Source organism: Chelativorans alearensis (genome assembly GCF_010993735.1).
GTDB classification, from domain to species: Bacteria; Pseudomonadota; Alphaproteobacteria; order Rhizobiales; family Rhizobiaceae; genus Chelativorans; species Chelativorans alearense.
Window position 1 is genome coordinate 87,284 of record NZ_WQNI01000014.1, and the last position, 17,032, is coordinate 104,315.

13 protein-coding genes and 2 pseudogenes are annotated in these 17,032 nt (G+C 62.4%); 6 read left to right on the top strand and 9 right to left on the bottom strand.

Going from position 1 to position 17,032, the window contains the following annotated elements; genetic code table 11:
- Positions 1 to 73: 73 nt before the first annotated feature.
- From GPJ75_RS21210 to GPJ75_RS21240, 7 genes are all read right to left on the bottom strand, one after another.
- Positions 74 to 526, bottom strand: a complete 453-nt coding sequence (locus tag GPJ75_RS21210) for a universal stress protein (protein ID WP_163271074.1) — start codon at positions 524 to 526, stop codon at positions 74 to 76.
- Positions 527 to 545: 19 nt separating this feature from the next.
- Positions 546 to 2,381: a glycine betaine ABC transporter substrate-binding protein gene (locus GPJ75_RS21215; protein WP_163271076.1), complete on the bottom strand. Its 1,836-nt coding sequence runs from the start codon at positions 2,379 to 2,381 to the stop codon at positions 546 to 548.
- Positions 2,382 to 2,404: 23 nt separating this feature from the next.
- Positions 2,405 to 3,958, bottom strand: a complete 1,554-nt coding sequence (locus tag GPJ75_RS21220) for a BCCT family transporter (RefSeq protein WP_246249172.1) — start codon at positions 3,956 to 3,958, stop codon at positions 2,405 to 2,407.
- 395 nt (positions 3,959 to 4,353) lie between these two features.
- On the bottom strand, positions 4,354 to 4,854 hold the full coding sequence (locus GPJ75_RS21225) for a peroxiredoxin family protein (protein ID WP_246249173.1): 501 nt from the start codon (positions 4,852 to 4,854) through the stop codon (positions 4,354 to 4,356).
- Positions 4,855 to 4,891: 37 nt separating this feature from the next.
- On the bottom strand, positions 4,892 to 5,404 hold the full coding sequence (gene msrA / locus GPJ75_RS21230) for a peptide-methionine (S)-S-oxide reductase MsrA (RefSeq protein WP_163271080.1): 513 nt from the start codon (positions 5,402 to 5,404) through the stop codon (positions 4,892 to 4,894).
- On the bottom strand, positions 5,404 to 5,850 hold the full coding sequence (gene msrB, locus GPJ75_RS21235) for a peptide-methionine (R)-S-oxide reductase MsrB (RefSeq protein ID WP_163271082.1): 447 nt from the start codon (positions 5,848 to 5,850) through the stop codon (positions 5,404 to 5,406). The genes msrA and msrB overlap by 1 nt, the downstream gene beginning before the upstream one ends.
- 147 nt (positions 5,851 to 5,997) lie before the next feature.
- Positions 5,998 to 6,873 carry a LysR family transcriptional regulator gene (locus GPJ75_RS21240; RefSeq protein WP_163271084.1) on the bottom strand — a complete coding sequence of 292 codons (876 nt, stop codon included), beginning with the start codon at positions 6,871 to 6,873 and terminating at the stop codon, positions 5,998 to 6,000.
- A gap of 244 nt (positions 6,874 to 7,117) precedes the next feature.
- On the opposite strand from GPJ75_RS21240, the gene GPJ75_RS21245 reads away from it, so the two are divergent.
- From GPJ75_RS21245 to GPJ75_RS21255, 3 genes are all read left to right on the top strand, one after another.
- The gene (locus GPJ75_RS21245) at positions 7,118 to 8,035 is read left to right on the top strand and encodes an NADP-dependent oxidoreductase (RefSeq protein WP_163271086.1); all 918 of its coding nucleotides are present in this window, start codon (positions 7,118 to 7,120) and stop codon (positions 8,033 to 8,035) included.
- A 1,030-nt stretch (positions 8,036 to 9,065) separates the two neighbouring features.
- Complete coding sequence (locus GPJ75_RS21250; RefSeq protein ID WP_163271211.1) at positions 9,066 to 10,139, top strand: phenylacetaldoxime dehydratase family protein; 1,074 nt, start codon at positions 9,066 to 9,068, stop codon at positions 10,137 to 10,139.
- A 69-nt stretch (positions 10,140 to 10,208) separates the two neighbouring features.
- Complete coding sequence (locus tag GPJ75_RS21255; RefSeq protein ID WP_163271088.1) at positions 10,209 to 11,729, top strand: FAD/NAD(P)-binding protein; 1,521 nt, start codon at positions 10,209 to 10,211, stop codon at positions 11,727 to 11,729.
- 362 nt (positions 11,730 to 12,091) lie between these two features.
- On the opposite strand, the gene GPJ75_RS21260 is transcribed toward GPJ75_RS21255, so the two are convergent.
- Positions 12,092 to 12,904 (bottom strand): class I SAM-dependent methyltransferase, encoded by an 813-nt coding sequence (locus tag GPJ75_RS21260; RefSeq protein WP_163271090.1) that lies wholly within the window; start codon positions 12,902 to 12,904, stop codon positions 12,092 to 12,094.
- 234 nt (positions 12,905 to 13,138) lie between these two features.
- On the opposite strand from GPJ75_RS21260, the pseudogene GPJ75_RS21265 reads away from it, so the two are divergent.
- Positions 13,139 to 14,333: pseudogene (locus tag GPJ75_RS21265) on the top strand (IS256 family transposase).
- 242 nt (positions 14,334 to 14,575) lie between these two features.
- On the opposite strand, the gene GPJ75_RS21270 reads toward GPJ75_RS21265, so the two are convergent.
- On the bottom strand, positions 14,576 to 14,734 hold the full coding sequence (locus GPJ75_RS21270) for a LysR family transcriptional regulator (protein WP_163271092.1): 159 nt from the start codon (positions 14,732 to 14,734) through the stop codon (positions 14,576 to 14,578).
- 46 nt (positions 14,735 to 14,780) lie between these two features.
- On the opposite strand from GPJ75_RS21270, the pseudogene GPJ75_RS21275 reads away from it, so the two are divergent.
- Together GPJ75_RS21275 and GPJ75_RS21280 are read left to right on the top strand one after the other, a co-directional pair.
- Positions 14,781 to 14,999 (top strand): annotated as a pseudogene (locus GPJ75_RS21275) (response regulator transcription factor); the annotation flags it as partial.
- 279 nt (positions 15,000 to 15,278) lie between these two features.
- Positions 15,279 to 17,024: a type I secretion system permease/ATPase gene (locus tag GPJ75_RS21280; protein WP_163271094.1), complete on the top strand. Its 1,746-nt coding sequence runs from the start codon at positions 15,279 to 15,281 to the stop codon at positions 17,022 to 17,024.
- Positions 17,025 to 17,032: the final 8 nt, after the last annotated feature.

The window sequence follows — 17,032 nt, forward strand, 5'->3', positions numbered from 1 at the left end:
CTCACCTGGGCCGGTCATCCTTCGAGATCAACCCGCGCTCGCTCCGTGTGCGGCTTCCCCGAGCGGCCCCCTGTCATATCCGCACCACATTGACCGAACATTTGGCGTGGCGGACCACCCGGGCGGTGTTCGGACCCAGAAGATAGTCCGATATCTGCGGCCGGTGGGCGCCTATGACGATTTGATCGGCTCCGATCTCCTCGGCGACCTGCAGGATTTGCTCGTAGACCGTTCCGTGGCGCGCGATCGTGTCCACCGACATGCCCTCAGGCGTGGCGTCGCTGACCACCTGGTTCAACCGTCCGAGCGCCTCGCTGACGATCTCCTTGATATCATAGTCGGCCGAACCGCCGGTCTCGCCCCGGATTGCATATCGGTAGTCGAGGCCGGTCATGAGATCGGGCACGACGGTCATCACGGTCAGCCTGGCGTTCGAATTGCGTGCCTGGTCTACGGCCGTGCCGAGCACCTCCATCGACGTTTCGAGGTCGGCAAGGTCGACCGGAACAAGGATGCTGTTGGTCATTGGACGGTCCTCCCGGCAATCAGCGACGTTCGGGGCGTATGTAGAGCCAACCTAGCCACAGCATCAGCAGGACGAGCGCCAGATTGAGCAGAGAGACATCCATGGCCGGATTGATCGACGCGGGCAGTTTCGGCTCGGGCGGCGCCAGCGCCGCAGCCTGCTTCAGCGTCGGGTCGATCAACGTCGTGCCGGGGATCGCCTCGACGAGCGCGGTCACCGCCGAGCCGGGCAGGGGCGACACGGACTCCGCCGCCGCCCCGGGTCCCTGATTGCCCACCATGTCCGAGGTGTCGGGGGCGACGCTTGCCAGCACAACCTGCTCGCCGATGGTGTCGGCGGTAGCGAATTGCCGGGGATAGGTGTTGGAAGGCACCCGAACCTCGCGCAGGAACGGGTAGCGCACGAGATTGGCCTCCTCCTTCCAGCCTTCAAGGGTGCGCAAGGTGAGACCGGCCTGCCCGGCAAGCCCGGCGACCGTCTCGTGCCCGATCGGGGCGACGACGAGGACGGCATCGGCGCCGGCAGCTTCCAACGTCGCGAGCATCGCCTCGGCAGTCTCGGCGTCGGCGGCCTCGATCGTCGCCTCGAGCCCCAGTCCCCTGGCCATCACCGGTCCCAGCCGATTGCTTGCCGAGCCGGACGGGCCGACGACGATCGACCCGATATCCTTGATCGATGTGCGGCTCAGGAGATGCACGATCGACTGGCCGACGGCGGCGACCGCCTCGAAACGTTCGCTGCGGGCAGGCTCTGCGCCCGAAAGATCGAAGAAGGCGTCCGCCTCGACAAGCGCCATGCGCGCCTCTCCGGCGCCGACACGTGCCAACGGATCGTCGCTCGGGACAAGCTCTGTCTCGCGGCCCGTGAAGGCACGGCGTGCCGCCCGCAGGGCCGCGTTGCCGAGACCCGTCTCAGTCAGCAATGGAGAAGCCGATATGGCCAGCGGCGCCTCGTCGGAGACATTCCCGCCCGTTACGAGGCCCATTTCCGCGAGCGCTGCGCGCGCCACGGTTTCGGCCGACCGACCGTCGATGTCGACGCGGCTGTTGAGCGCGGCCATGGTTTCGGCGTCGATCCGCCCGCCCAGTGCTGTAATGGCCTCGCGCATCTCCGGCAGCCGCTCGAGGCTCTCCGTGCGGGCCAGCGGCGCCGCCTGGTAGACGGGGAAGAAGGACAGGTCGTCCTCCAGGAGGACCATGCCGTAGTCGGCGATCTGGCCGTCCGTCGTGTACACTTCGCCGACGTCGGCATCGCCGTCGAGCAGCTTGTCGTAGATGATGCCGCGGTCGTCGAGCGGGACGACGTCCAGCGCGCCGAATTCCATTCCGTAGCGGGCGCTCAGCGGCTGCAGCCCGTCAAGCGGCCGGGTCTGGAAATCGGCCTCGATGCCGAGCGTCAGGTCGCCCGCGATTCCGGCCAGTTCGGAAATGCTGGTCACGCCGAGTTCCTCGGCGCGGTCGGCGCGCATGGCCAGGCCGAAATTGTTGGCGAAGCCGAGACGTGGCAGCCAGGTCAGGCCGAGCGGCGCGTAGAGTTCCTTCACCCTGGCCGTGGCCGCATCGCCGTCCGATAGCGGGTTCTGGCCGATCATCACCAGTCCGGTGCCGTTGTAGTCGGGATAGATGTCCACGTCGCCGCGTTTGAGGGCTTCGAGGATCGATTGTGTGTTTGGATACTCGATCGGCCCGGCGGCAGGGATGCCCTGCTCGCGAATGAGAATCGTGAACATATGGGCCAGGATGTTGCTTTCGCCGAAATTCTTGGAGCCGACGGTGATCGTGTCACGGCTTTCGCTGCAGGCGGCTGCAAACAGGCAGGCCAGCGAGACGAGGATTGCTGACAGGCGGTTGGACATATCCGTTCCTCCCTGTGCCGTCGTCAGGCCCTGGCGCGGCCGACCGTTGTGCCGCGCGCCTCGATCGGTCGCGGACGATCCTTGCGCTCATGGCGTATCTCGCGCAGGAAGCCGACGATCTGGATCAGAAGAATGACCGAGAACGGCAGGGCGCCGGCAATCGCCATCGCCTTGGCCACCGGCACCGACTGGGTGAAGATCGTGCCCACGGTGATGGCAGCGATCAGCGTGCCCCAGACCATCTTGTGGCTGACCGGCGGGTTGAGGTTCCCCTCCGACGTCATCATCGACAGAACGAATGTGCCCGAATCGGCCGATGTCACCAGGAAGATGAAGACCAGGGTCACGGCAAGCGTGTTCAGCACGATCGTGCCGGGGAAGAAGTCGAAGAAGATGAACAGCGCTTTCGAGACATTCTCGAAAACCACGTCGGACAGGCCGCCGGCACCGTAAAGCTCGGTATAGATGCCCGCGCCACCGAAGACGGCAAACCACAGCATCGAGAACAGGGTCGGCACGATGATGACGCCGAAGCAGAATTCACGGATGGTACGGCCGCGCGAGATGCGCGCAACGAAGATGCCGATGAACGGCCCCCAGGCGATCCACCAGATCAGGTAGGTCAGCGTCCAGCCGGTCATCCAGGTGGTCAGCCCCTCATAGGGAAACAAGCGGAAGGACAGCGCGACGATGCGGGTGAAATATTCGCCGATCGTGTTGAGGAAGGTCTCGAAGATGAATGCGGTCGGACCGGCGAACATGACCATGACCATCAACGCGATGGCGATGACCATGTTGAGATTGGACAGGATCTTGATGCCCTTGTCGACGCCGGTAGTCGCCGACAGCATGTAGCAAATATAGAGCACCGCCATGATGCTGAACGACGTAGTCAGCGTTTCCGGAACGCCGTAGGCGAAATTGAGCCCCGAGCGCACCGACAGCGTGCCCATGGCCAGCGATCCGGCCAGGCCGAACACCACGGCGAGCACGCCGAGGATGTCGGCGACATGGCCGATCGCATTGCCCGACGGGCCCGTGAACACCGCCTTGATCGGCGTTGAGATCATCGATTTTTCGCCGCGGCGGAAGGTGAAATAGGCGATCACCATGGCGCACACGCCATAGATCGCCCAGGCGTGCAGACCCCAGTGAAGATTGGTGATGACCATCGCCTCGCGCGCGGCAAGCGCGGTGCCGCCTTCCATTCCTGGGGGCGCCTCGAAATGGTAAACGGGTTCGGCAACGCCCCAGAAGAGAAGGCCCGACCCCATGCCGCCGGCAAACAGCATGGCGATCCACGAGGCGGTCGAGAATTCCGGCTCCTCGTCGTCGCGCCCGAGCCGGATATGGGCATAGGGGCCGAAGGCCAGATAGACGCTGAGCACGAGGAAAGCGGTGCAAATCAGCAGCCAGTACCAGGCCGCGCCGTTAAGCAGGTAATTGGTGAAACCCAGCATGGTGCCGGTCATGCTGTCGGGATCGATCAGGCCCCAGGTGCCGATGATGAGGCAGAACATCATGGAGACCCAAAAGACGACATTCATCTTGCCGCCGGATTGCACGTGTGCTGACATCACAGCCCCTCCTGCTATGAATGGTCGGGCGCAGTGTCCGTCACATACGCTGCCGGCGCAACCCTTGGCCGGTGATTTCCGCGATACACCACAGCAGCCCTGAAGAGCCCGGCGCGGGTCCCTTGCAAATAGCCCCTTTCGAAACGGGCGTTGAAATTGAAAGTCAGGGAACGGCACCTTTGGGTTGGCGGCTCTCGCCAGTCACAGGCTGAAACCGGACCTTCCGGAAACGGCCCCGATTCGGAAATTGATCTCCGGAAAAACCGCATTGGCGCGCGTGCTGGTTCAAGGCGCGGCATTGGGTGGGACGCCGGCAGTCTGGTTGTGCGGTGACTTCCCAGAAAGCCGACACACGGCTACGGCGAGCCGGCAAGCTGCGTATCCAGGCTCTTTTGTTAGGCGGCAAGCGGCCGAAGTGTCTGGATGAGACTTTTCGCGTCGAGCCGAAACCCGTCGTACACGACGCGGCCATCGGGCGCGATCACGACGAACCAGGGGGTTCCACCGGAGCGGTATGCCTCCATTATCGCAGGCACGGCGTCCGCTGAGGCCGGGTCAGCGACAGCATGCCCAAAGGGAACACGCAGTCCATATCGTCGTTGATTTTCCCGTAGACGGTCGAAGGTGTTAACGTCCGAACCCTCGAACACAGTCTGGATGGCTGCCAGGCCAACTCCCTTATCGCGAAGGTCCTCGGCAAGGACCACGAATGTGGGAAAGCCTTGCGCGTGACAACCCGCACACCAATCCTGAAAGAAGTACAGGATATTGAAGCCCGTCCCCAGTTCGGCCAAGGTCAACGGGCCACGCTCATCGCCATCTTCATTGATCCACCGGACGTTCTCCAGCGGCGGGGCCGGCAAGCCCACAATTCCCGGTTCCATGAGTTTCTCCATTCCCGGCTCGCGGCGCTATACCGCGAGCCGCTTGCTTCTAGGCGGCAGCACCTGTCCTGCGCGGCAACACCCAGTTGGGACGTGGAAAATGGCAGGTATATCCCTGCGGATACCGCTCGAGATAGTCCTGGTGTTCGGGCTCTGCCTCCCAGAAATTGCTGACCGGCTCGACTTCGGTGACCACCTTGCCGGGCCACAATCCCGACGCATCGATGTCCGTGATCGTATCCAGCGCAACGGCCTTCTGTTCGTCGCTGGTGAAATAGATCGCCGAGCGGTAGCTCGTGCCTAGATCGTTCCCCTGACGATTGAGCGTCGTCGGATCATGAATCTGGAAAAAGAACTCGAGCAAACGGCGATAGGTGGTCTGCGAGGGATCGAAGATGATCTCGATCGCCTCGGCATGGGTGCCGTGATTGCGATATGTCGCATTCGGCACGTCGCCACCTGTATACCCGACCCGGGTCGAGATCACACCGGGCAGCTTGCGGATGAGATCCTGCATGCCCCAGAAGCAGCCGCCAGCGAGAACAGTGCGTTCAGTCGTCATCAGATGTCCTCCACCTGGTTGAGAAATTCACCGTAACCCTGCTCCACCATCTCGTCGCGTGGCACGAAGCGCAGCGAAGCCGAATTGATGCAGTAACGCAGGCCGCCACGATCGGTCGGTCCGTCCGGGAAAACGTGGCCGAGATGACTGTGGCCATGCGTCGAACGCACTTCCGTCCGGATCATGCCGTGGCTGGTGTCGCGCAGCTCGTTTACGTTTGCGGATTCGATCGGCTTGGCGAAGCTCGGCCATCCGCAGCCCGACTCGTATTTGTCCGACGATGCGAACAGCGGTTCACCTGAGACGATATCGACATAAATGCCGGGTTCCTTGTTGTAGAGAAGCGCCCCGGTTCCAGGCCGCTCGGTCGCACTCTGCTGCGTCACCCGATATTCCTCAGGCGACAGCTTGGCGATCGCAGCTTCCGTTTTCTTGTAGGCAGCCATGGTTTTCTCCTTCGAATTCCTGCGATTGAAGATGGATATTCGATCGGAAGGTGTCCAATACGCCGCAACTATAGTTTCGATGCTACCACCGACATGTGATAGGAATGCTTGTGCGGCGACCGCATCATAGGTCGGCTCTCCCGGAGTTCACAACCACACATAACGCTCGATCAGCACGCGAAGCTGCCGCAGCGCCGCTGCCGTTCCAGATCCCGAAATCGATTGGAATGCGACCGTGCGCGACAGGTCCAGCGTATCGACCGGGCGCAACGTCAATCCCTCTACGATTGCCGAGCGCTCAGGCAGCATGCAAACGCCGGCGCCCGCTGCCACGGCCTGTTGAATCAGATCCTCCCGTTCGGATCTGAGCCGTGGAATCATGATCACCGCACGCTCATGCAGATGGTTTTGCACGCGCGTGCGGAATTCGCACTGAAGCCGATCGAGGTACGGTTGCTCCGACAGGTCCGAAAGAGACACCGAGGCCTGGCTTGCCAAGCTGTGTCCGTGCGCCATCGCCAGTAACAGTCGCTCGCGAAACATTTCGATGGTGGCGATCTTTGAGTTTCCGGCTGCTGGATCCGTGCAGAAGCACCCATCAATTTGGCCGCTGAGGAGCAGCTCCATTCCTTGGTCGCGCGTGATTGGCTGAAGAACCAGTTCGAGCATCGGCATCTGTCGAAGGGCGTGCGTAACGAACCCGGTAATCAGCGCCGGCGCGATGGTATTCACGACGCCCAGCGTCAAAGTCTCGCGGCGACCGCGAACCCGATTGAGGGATATCGCCCGAACCCGCTGCTCACGGTCCGCGATCGCCGTGAATTCGGATCGGATGTCGCGGCCGAGCGCTGTCAGGCGACTATCTTTTCCATCGCGATAGACCAACGTTCCGCCCAGTTCTTGTTCGAGCCGCTGTATCGCGCGGGTGAGCGTGGGCTGAGACACCCCGCTCCGCATGGCTGCTTCGGTGAAGCTGAGGGTGTCCGCCAGGTTCAGGAAATATCGAATCTGGTTGAGTTCCATTGTTCTTCCTTCGTCGCTTCCTCAAGCATCGATTTCAGACCGGGCAAGCGCTGTCGGCCGGAGCAATTGCCGTTGTATGGAAACTATACACGCCAGCTATTGGAAAACTTCGTTCCGCGCTGCCACAACTGAGATCATCAACGAACGCTACGGCTCGCTCCCATGCCCGGCATGAGATGCCGAACGGACGTTCCATCCATGCAACATTTCGACCAAACGGAAAATGACCAAGGAGATAATTATCATGAAAGCAATCGTTGTGACGGACCAGGCTGCGGGAACGGCCGGGATGAAGCTGGTGGAGCGTCCCGAGCCGCAGGCGGCGATAAACGACGTCGTCGTTCAGGTTCATGCGTCGGGATTCGTCCCGACGGAACTGGCGTGGCCCTCGACCTGGACCGATCGCCGCGACAGTGACCGAACACCGTCCATCCCTGGGCACGAGCTGGCCGGAGTGGTCACCGCTCTCGGCTATGGCACGACGGGGCTGTCGGTGGGACAGCGGGTGTTCGGCCTCGCAGACTGGCATCGCGACGGCACGCTCGCGGAGTATGTAGCCATGGAGGCACGCAACCTCGTGCCACTGCCGGGCGACGTCGACTTCACGGTGGGCGCGAGCTTGCCAATCTCGGGCCTGACCGCGTGGCAGGGACTGTTTCAGCACGGCCGCCTTCAGGCGGGGCAGAGCGTCCTCGCGCACGGCGCGGCCGGCGCAGTCGGTTCGATGGTGACGCAGCTCGCACGAGAGGCTGGCGCCTATGTCATCGGCACCGGGCGTGCCGCCGACCGTCAGAAGGCGCTCGACTTCGGCGCAAATGAATTCGTCGACCTCGAGAACGACGCCCTGGAAGACGTCGGCGCAGTCGATCTGGTGTTCGATGTCATCGGCGGCGACATCCAGAAGCGGTCCGCAGCCCTGATTCGGGCCGGCGGAAAGCTGGTGACCGTCGTCGGACCGGCCGAGGCGCGGCCCGCAGATGGCCTGGCGGTCGACTTCGTCGTCGAGTCCGATCGTGCCCAACTGAGTGAGATCGTCCAGCGGGTGCGGGACGGACGACTGCGGACGAACATCGGCAAAGTCTCGACCCTCGACGATGCCGTCGCCACCTTCAACGCGACCGAGCGACGCGCGGGGAAGACGGTTATCCGCGTTCGTCCGTGAGGACTTGGGGGAGAATGAGGGTATTCGCAGTCTCGCACCTGCAACGCATCTGCTTGCCAGATTGGCCCCGCGCGCGGGCCTTGGATGAAGCGCTTCATCCAAGGACCGCGCCGATACGGTCATTTCGGCCTGCTAGGAGCGTCTTATCGTCTGGCCGAACGGCAGTTTCCCGCGATCAGACACCAAAACCGGACAGTCTGGTTTCGCGAAGAGTTTCGGGCGCCGGCAGGCGTACGAAAGTCCCCGAGGAAGGAACCCGCGGGCCACAGGCGATGGCTATGGGGATTTCGATTTTCGGCAGATGTTGGCGATGGCGCGACCGGTGTCGGGAAGTTCTGGGGTGAATGCGGACAGACTGCTTCATTGCGCCTGCACGCGGTGTTGTCGGGACGGTTGGCGGCTGGGCGCGGCTCTGTCGGCGTTGATGATCACCATGGACACGCGTGGATCCGGTGCCGGAGGCTGTGCGCCTACGGCTTGGGACTGGATCATGCCATGCCGGGTCATGGGGCGTTCTCCGGGTTCGGTGTCGTTTTGTCCGGGGGGCCGCGCGGCTGCCTCCATCGTTCGAAGGTCTCGATGATGATCATGCGGCCGCCACAGACCTCGCGCCAAAGATGCGCTCTGCGTAGCTCGATTGTCGAGGGGCGCGGAAATATTGCAACAACATCTCGATTAGCCAGCCGCGCTCCGTGATTTCCTGACATACACAGCAATATCCTGAAATACTCCATCTGAAGGCTGTGTTTAAATCACTGTTACAATTCTTCGATACATAACGGGACGTAAGGGGTTGTGCGGGGATTCACTGTAGCGGGTGTGTAACGCATCGAGCGGAAGCGGATTGACCACTCATGATTATGAAACCAGAGGTCATCGATGCACGATCTTGCTGCGCTGTCGATTGCGGTGATTGGTGGCGGACCGACGGCCGTCGCCTGCTCGAAAGTCTCATCCGATCGCGTAACGCCATCGGCCCCGATGTGCCGCTGGACGTCACCGTTTCCGATGATCAAGAGGGGGCGGCATGATGGAACCGGCAATCCCCGGCCACCTCGTCACCGCGCGCACGCGCCATCCTCGCGTAGGAGCCGACTACGAGCCGCCATACCCGTCTTACGTCGCGCGGCACCGGCCCTCGGTCAAAAGCGTGGTGATGGCCTATTTCGGCTTGCAGTTCCGCCCCGAGAACGCGGCTGCCTCCGTCGCACCGCTTGCAGCCATTGCCGAAGCCTTCGCGGCTGAAAACGGACCCGGCCACTGGGACCGCGCCCGCTGCGACGACGCGGAAGGTTTCATCAACGTCCTCTCCATCGCTTATTGGGACGATCCGGCACGCTTCGAGCCCTGGTTCGCCGCCCGCGGAGCAAATTGGACGGGCGAGGAACCGGCCGGTGAAAGGCTCGGCTTCTTTACCGAAATCCTGAAGCCCGCTGTCGAACGCTACGAGACACTGTTCTCGGCCTCCGACCGGGCAGAGGGCGTGGCGGTGGTCGCCGACGGCATGAGTGGCACCATACGCGAACACGCTTATTGGGGTGGCATGCGCGATCGCATCCCGCTCTCGCAGACCGACGCGATGGACTCCGCAGGCGGGCCGCGCATCTTCGCGGAGGGCGGCCGTCTTCGCGTTATCCCGCATGAGAATATCTGCCTCATCCGCTCCGGCCAGGACTGGACAGACATGGAACCGGAGGAGAGGCGCATGTATCTGGAGGAGGTCGAGCCGGTGCTTAGGGCTGGAATGGACTTCTTGAGCGACGAGGGGCTCTCCTGCGGCTGCTTTGCAAACCGCTACATGCAGGTGATCGACGCTGAAGGCCGGCTGGTCGAGAAATCCTTCGGCATGAGCTGGTGGAAGAGCCTCGCGGCGCTGGAGCGATGGGCCGAATCCCATCCTAGCCATGTCGCGATCTTCGGAGCGGCAATGCAGTACCTGTCCAAGCTTGGGCCGGCCGCCAAACTGCGCCTCTATCACGAGGTAACGGTCGCGACCGCCGATCAGCAGTTTTTCGAGTATAGAAACTGTCACCCAAAAACTGGCCTGCTAAGAACCGAGAGAGGCGTGATCGCGGATCAGGCCACCGCACGGGAGCCAAAATAGAGCCCGCCTAAGGCGGCACCCCGGTGGCGCTTTTTGGGCAGCCTAGTTCATCAAACTGAGGGGTCTTCGATGGACGATCTTGCTTCCCTATCGATCGCAGTAGTAGGGGGTGGGCCGACGGCCGTCGCCTTGCTCGAAAGCCTTATCCACTCGCGCAACACCATCGGGCCCGACGTGTCACTGGAGGTGAGCGTGTTCGATCCCACGTCAAACCCCTGGTGCGGCCGCAGCTTTGCCCCCGATCGACCTGAGGCTCTAACGAATACCTACACGAACACCATGTCGGTTCGTCATTGGCAGCCTGAGCATGTTGGCATCTGGCTCAAGACCCACGGCTACGCTGAGTTCGCAGGCAACAATTTCGCGCCGCGCGCACTCATCGGCCGATATTTCAAGGAATCCGCCCGGCAAGCGGCTTCGATAATGGAAGATTTCACGTTCATTCGCGAGCAGGTCACGGGCTTGACGGTCGTCGACGATCGCGTGCGTGTCTACACACAGAATGGAAGCCATGCCTTCGATTACGCAATCCTGTCCGTTGGCAGTTCGGACAGGTTCGATCCCTACGGATTGGAGGGTCAGGAGAGCTTCTGCATCCGGCCCTATCCCCTGAAGGATGCCCTGGCCGGTGTGGATCTCGACGAACACATAGGGATCATCGGCACCGGACTGACCGCGGTTGATTTGGTCATGGCCTTGAAGGCGGACAAGCATCGCGGCCGCATTACACTCTTCTCCAGAAACGGTCTGCTGCCTGCGGTGCGTCCGCCGTCGCTCAATTACGAACTGCAGCGTTTCACGGTTAAGGCCATCGAGGAGAGGGCCGCTGTCAAGGGCGGGCTCACTTTGGCGGACCTCGTACACCTCGTCCACGAGGAACTCGACCAGGCTTGCACGTCCCCGGAACCAATCAAAGATGAGATTTTTTCGACACGCTACGGGATCGACCGGTTGCGGCATCAGTTGATGCATATCGACGATGGCAGGGTAGCCTATGCAATTTTGATCAAGACGCTCCTGGTCCTCCAGGACGCATGGTATTTCCTTAACCCGGCAGACAAGGCGCGCGTGGCTGGCTTTCGGCACATCTACTGCAGCTTATGCTGTCCCATGCCACGGACTCGTGCGGCACAGATACTCGACCTCGCCGAGGCGGGCCAACTTGAAGTTGTCCGTGGAGTAAGCTCGGTGACCAAGGATGAGGGCGGTCAATTCGTCGCTGTCGCAGCAGACCATCCGCCGTTCCACTTCGACAGGGTTTTCTCCGCCGGTTCCAGCGGGAATGAGCCCGACCGCAAGGCAATCCCACTCGTCGACACCCTGCTGCGGTCTGGAGAGGGGCGTGCCCACCCCTTCGGCGGCCTCGACATCGAACGCACCACCAGTCGGCTCCTGGATGTAAACGGTCGCCCACAGCCGCGCCTCTATGCAGTCGGCACGATGACGAGCGGAGCGTTTCAGGTCCTGAACGGCTACATCGTGCTAATGCGCCGCACTGCCCATATCGCCGACACCATACTCCAGCATCATCAGGAGAGGCGCAATCGCAGTTCAGGTCACCGCGCCGGAGACGTGGTAGAGAACGCCTAGGGTGGTGGCGCCCTGATGACGCTTTCGGGTATCCAAACGGCTCGAGAAAGGCGGCTTGGCGTCGACTCAAGCCATAGCGCCAATGCCGGCTCTCAAGAAATCCAGCGAGTGTCGGTCAGCCAGCGCGGAGCGGCTGTTCCGCGCGTTCGCGTTGAACTTCCTGCTTCCACCCGGTCCAGACGTTCACGCCACACCTTAGGAACGACCGCTGTGCGCCCCCAATTCAGCCGTTCGTACTGTCTATGCCACCGCCCAATAGGCGCCATTGCCGACGGTGAAGCGTAGGTCGCGGTTGCGGAACTTTCGCGACGTTGGCCCAACCGACGCTGCCGCACCCGAGTGGAAGTTCACCCGCGAAACTTCTACGGCAACTCTGCGAGCCGGACCGGGCGTTCCGCCATTACCAGCAAGAGGAACGCCGCGAGGTCTCGCCAGCGAGCAAATCGAGGAACTGCTTCGCATGCTTCGGGCGACGGCTGCGGCTCTTCAATGCGGCTGATCCGAAAACCAGCCGCAGCGACAGCATTGAGGTAGTCGCTGAGCGTCCGCGGAAAGCGCGGCACGGCGAAGGGAGACACTTCCTCTTCTTTGGGGCGATTTCCAAAGCGCCAATGCTCGGTGAATCCGATCCGATCAAAGTAACGCGCCACGCATAATGCGGTCGTGTGTCCTTGCTCATCCTTCTCCCACCGCAGGCCCGGCGTGATGAAGCAAGGATGGAGGATACTGAAAACCAAGAAACCACCGGGGCGCAGCAGCCGATAAGCCTCTCGCATAGCGGCATCAAAGTCGGGACCATCCATCAATGCCATTGTGGAAATGACGGCATCGAACGAGGCGTCGGGAAACCCAGTATCGCCGCTATAACACGACACCTTGTACGTGACGCCGAGGGGGTCTTCCTGCTCAGCCTTGCGCGCGTGATCGATAAATCTCCCGGAAATGTCTATGCCCGTCACCCGTGCACCCATTTTCGCCAGTTGCCGCGTGTTCGTCCCCTCGCCGCACCCGAAGTCTATGACCTTGAGGCCATCTAATGGCGGCACGAATTCTTGAAAGGCAGGGAAAGTGAAGAGGTCACGATAGACGTCGTAACCACTCCGGACATCGCGGGTCCACTGATCTGCGTTCTGGTTCCAACGTGCTGCTACTTCGTCGTGAGATACGTCAGTCATAGAGTTTCCAGGCCTCCCACATCATCCAAAACAGAATTCGTGCAATATCGACGTTGTTTCGTCTGATAACATAAAAGGGTCGTGCCCCGCTGAGTGGTGTAGCTCGGCGGCGACGAAGCCGCTCGCGAGCGCGCTCTCAACAGCGCTGTAGCGAGCGAGCGGTGTAGCGGCGGTCATCGATGTTCTCCGGTAGGGTTGGGTTGCTCACACCAACTTGATTCGAAGGAACCACCGATGACCAACGACATGATGAACCTGCGCACGCTCGTAGAGAAGACCCCTGACGCCGATATCCTGCGCGAGATGATCGGCTTTGCCGCCGAACGGCTGATGGAGATGGAGGTTGGCGCTGCCACCGGCGCTGGCTATCGCGAGAAGAACCCGCTGCGCACGGCTCAGCGCAACGGCTATCGCGACCTGGGAGACACGGGCCGGCACGGTCGAGCTGCGCATCCCCAAGCTCAGGATGGGGTCCTATTTCCCCTCGTTTCTGGAGCCGCGGCGAATGGCCGAGAAGGCGCTGACGGCGGTGATTCAAGAGGCCTATATCCAGGGCATCTCGACGCGCTCGGTCGACGACCTGGTCAAGGCGATGGGCATGAGCGGTGTCTCCAAAAGCCAGGTCAGCCGGCTGTGCGAGGAGATCGACGGCAAGGTGAAGGCTTTCCTCGACCGGCCGATCGAGGGCGACTGGCCGTATCTCTGGGTCGATGCCACCTATCTGAAGGTGCGCCGTGGTGGGCGCATCGTCTCCGTCGCCGTCATCATCGCCGTCGGCGTCAACAGTGATGGCCGCCGCGAGGTGCTCGGCATGGAGGTCGGCACGTCGGAAGCCGAGCCGATCTGGACGGAGTTCCTGCGCAAGCTCACCCGGCGCGGCCTGCGCGGCGTCAAGCTGGTCGTCTCCGACGCTCACGAAGGCATCAAGGCGGCGGTTTCCAAGGTTCTGTGCGCCACCTGGCAACGCTGCAGGGTTCATTTCGCCCGCAACGTGCTCGCCCATGCCGGGAAGAGCGGCCGCCGCGTCGTCTCGGCCTTCATCGCCACCGCCTTCGCCCAGGAGACAGCCGAGGCGGCAAGCCTGCAGTGGCGCGCCGTCGCCGACCAGATCCGCCCGAAGGTGCCGAAGCTCGCCGCCATCATGGACGAGGCCGAGCACGACGTGCTGGCCTACATGAGCTTCCCCAAGGAGCACCGCGTCAAGCTGCACTCGATCAATCCGATCGAGCGGCTCAACGGCGAGATCAAGCGGCGCACCGAGGTCGTCGGCATCTTCCCCAATGACGACGCCATCGTCCGCCTCGTCGGCGCCTTGCTGCTTGAACAGAATGATGAATGGGCCGTGCAGCGGGCCCGATACATGACGCTTGAGACCATCAGCCAGATGAGTGATGATCCGCTCATCAGCCTGCCGGCAGTGGCACGCTGATCATTCCGGCCCTGCCGGAGAGCACGGCGACCAAGGCCGTCAGTTACACCACCTCAGTGGGCACGATCCATAAAAGAGCGCAAACTTAGGAGACGAGTCTGTGGCCAAAGCAGACCCTTCGATACCCTAGAAGTTGACGAATCAGAGCCGTTTCGGCAGCATTGGTTCTGGCGCGGCCTACCGCCGAACCTCCCAAGACCCTCCCCAGCACGGTCTTAAACGGAGGCAAAGGGACTCAGGTCTCAGGTCGCTGTCTTGGTCCGATCGTTTCGGATGTGGTTGCTGGGGAACTCCGTCCGAGACGTGAAAGGCTTATCCGTCAGTGCCTTGATGTGCGCCGAGACGACCGGCTGCGTGATGTTCAGCTTCTGCGCGGGGCGGGCGTCGTCCGCGACGGACATAGAGGTGGTGTCCTCAGGAAACGAGTAGCCCGGCGAACCCGACAGCAAGGCGATCGATTTCCTCACTCCCCGACAGCGCGAGGTGCTCGTGCTCCTGGTCGAGGACCTCTCGAACAAGGAGATCGCGCGCAGGCTCCACCTCGGCGAGGGAACGGTGAAAATCCACATGGCCGCCCTCTTTCGTGGCCTCGGAATGAGGAACCGGCAATCCGCCGCCGCAGCCGGGGCAAGACTGTTGCCGGATCTCAAGAAAGAACAGGATTGATGGTTCTAGTCCGCCTCACGCTCGCCTGACCGGAATCGGAAACTCGCCGCCGGCCAGAAAGGTCGCAGTTTCCCACAGGCAATCCCGTGAAGATTTGTTGGCGTCCCTGCATCTGCCAACCGACATAGACCGTCAGGCCGAATGGATTTGCGGGGCCGGAGAATTCATATATCGCGCGAGAGGCAGGACCGGGGCGCTCGGGCAATTAGCCCTTAATTGACGCTTTTGCAGCAACACTTCGCGACGGAACCGGGCCGGTCTGCAGAACGGAGCTTTTCAGTGCCACGCCACAACAGCCTTTCGCCTGCCATCCGTGCCTGCGGCCGGGGCGTTCTGGTCGCCGCATCCTTTTCGCTCGCGCTCAATCTGCTGATGCTGAGCGTGCCGCTCTACATGATGTCGGTCTATGACCGCGTACTGACAAGCAGGAGCGTTGAGACCCTCCTCATGCTCACGGTCATCGTTGTTGGTGCCCTGGCGGTGGTCGGCGTGCTCGAGGCCGTGCGGCAGCTCGCGCTCACGCGCGCCGGTGCACGGCTGGAAACGGTTCTCGGCGCGCCGATCCTGGCCGCGTCGCTGCAAAGCAGCCGGCGCGCAGGCACCGATATCCAAGGCCTGCGCGACCTCGCCCAGTTGCGCCAGTTCATCGCCTCGCCTCTCGCGAGCGCGCTCTTCGATGTGCCGGTTACGCCGCTCTACCTGGCGCTCGTCTATCTGATACACCCTCAACTCGGCTGGGTCGCGCTCGCGGCAGCTCTGCTAATCCTGCTTGTCGCTGGCATCAATCAGATGCTCACGGAAAATCCGCTCGCGGAGGCTTCCCGGCACGGCGCGGCCGCCTTCCAGAAGGCGCAGGCCCATGCGCGCAATGCGGAGGTGATCCGTGCAATGGGCATGTTTCCGCAAAGTGTGGAATCCTGGGGCGGCGAAAACGCCAGGGCGATGGCCGCTTCCGACAGGGCGGCGCGGCGCAACGCGGTCGCCAACGGCATCAGCCATTTCCTGCGCCTCTTCCTGCAGGTCGCCATCCTCGGCTACGGCGCCTATCTCGTTCTGTCGGACCACAGCTTGAGCGCCGGCATCATCTTTGCCGCCTCGATAATCTCCGCGCGCGCCCTCGCGCCGCTCAATCATGCGATCGGTGGCTGGAAGGCCGTCGCCTCGGCCCGTCAGGCCTGGCGACGCATAGGCACTCTCCTGACGGCCGAGCCTGCGCTGCCGATGGCGCTTCCCGCTCCCGTGGCCACGCTTGCGGCCGAGCAGTTGGTCTTCCAGATCGATGCCGGCACGGAGCCGATCCTGAAGGGGCTTACCTTTGCAATAGAGCCCGGCGAGATTGTCGGCATCATCGGCCCGAGCGGTGCCGGAAAGTCGACGCTTGCGCGGCTGCTCGTCGGGGCAGTATCCCCGACGGGGGGCGTCGTGCGCATCGGCGGAGGCGATCTCGCCAATTGGCAGGCGGAGGCGCTTGGCCCTTTCATCGGCTATGTGCCGCAGGACGTCGAGCTGCTCCCCGGTACGGTAGCCCAGAATATCGCCCGCATGAGTGGCGCGCCGGACCCCGAGAAGGTCGTTGCCGCGGCGCGCCTTGCCAACTGCCACGACCTCATCCAGCGGTTCCCCCAAGGCTACGACACGCTCCTCGGTACGGACGGGCATATGCTTTCGGGTGGCGAGCGCCAGCGCGTGGCACTCGCCCGCGCCTTCTATGGAGATCCGAAAGTGGTCGTGCTCGACGAGCCGAACGCTTCTCTCGACAGCGAGGGCGAGCAGGCACTTATTGCGGCGCTGCACGAGGCGCGTGCGGCCGGTATTACCTGCGTGGTCATCACACAGCGGACCAGCGTCTTGCCGGCGCTGACCAAGATGATGATGCTGCGCGACGGGAAGATCGAGGCTTTCGCCCCGAAGGAAGAGATCCTGCATCGGCAGATCCGCCCGGCGCAGCAGGCTGAGACCGCAGCGCCGCCGCCCGCCGACAACCAGGCACGCGAAATTCCCGCGGTCACCGCGCGGTTCGGCTGAACAAGGCG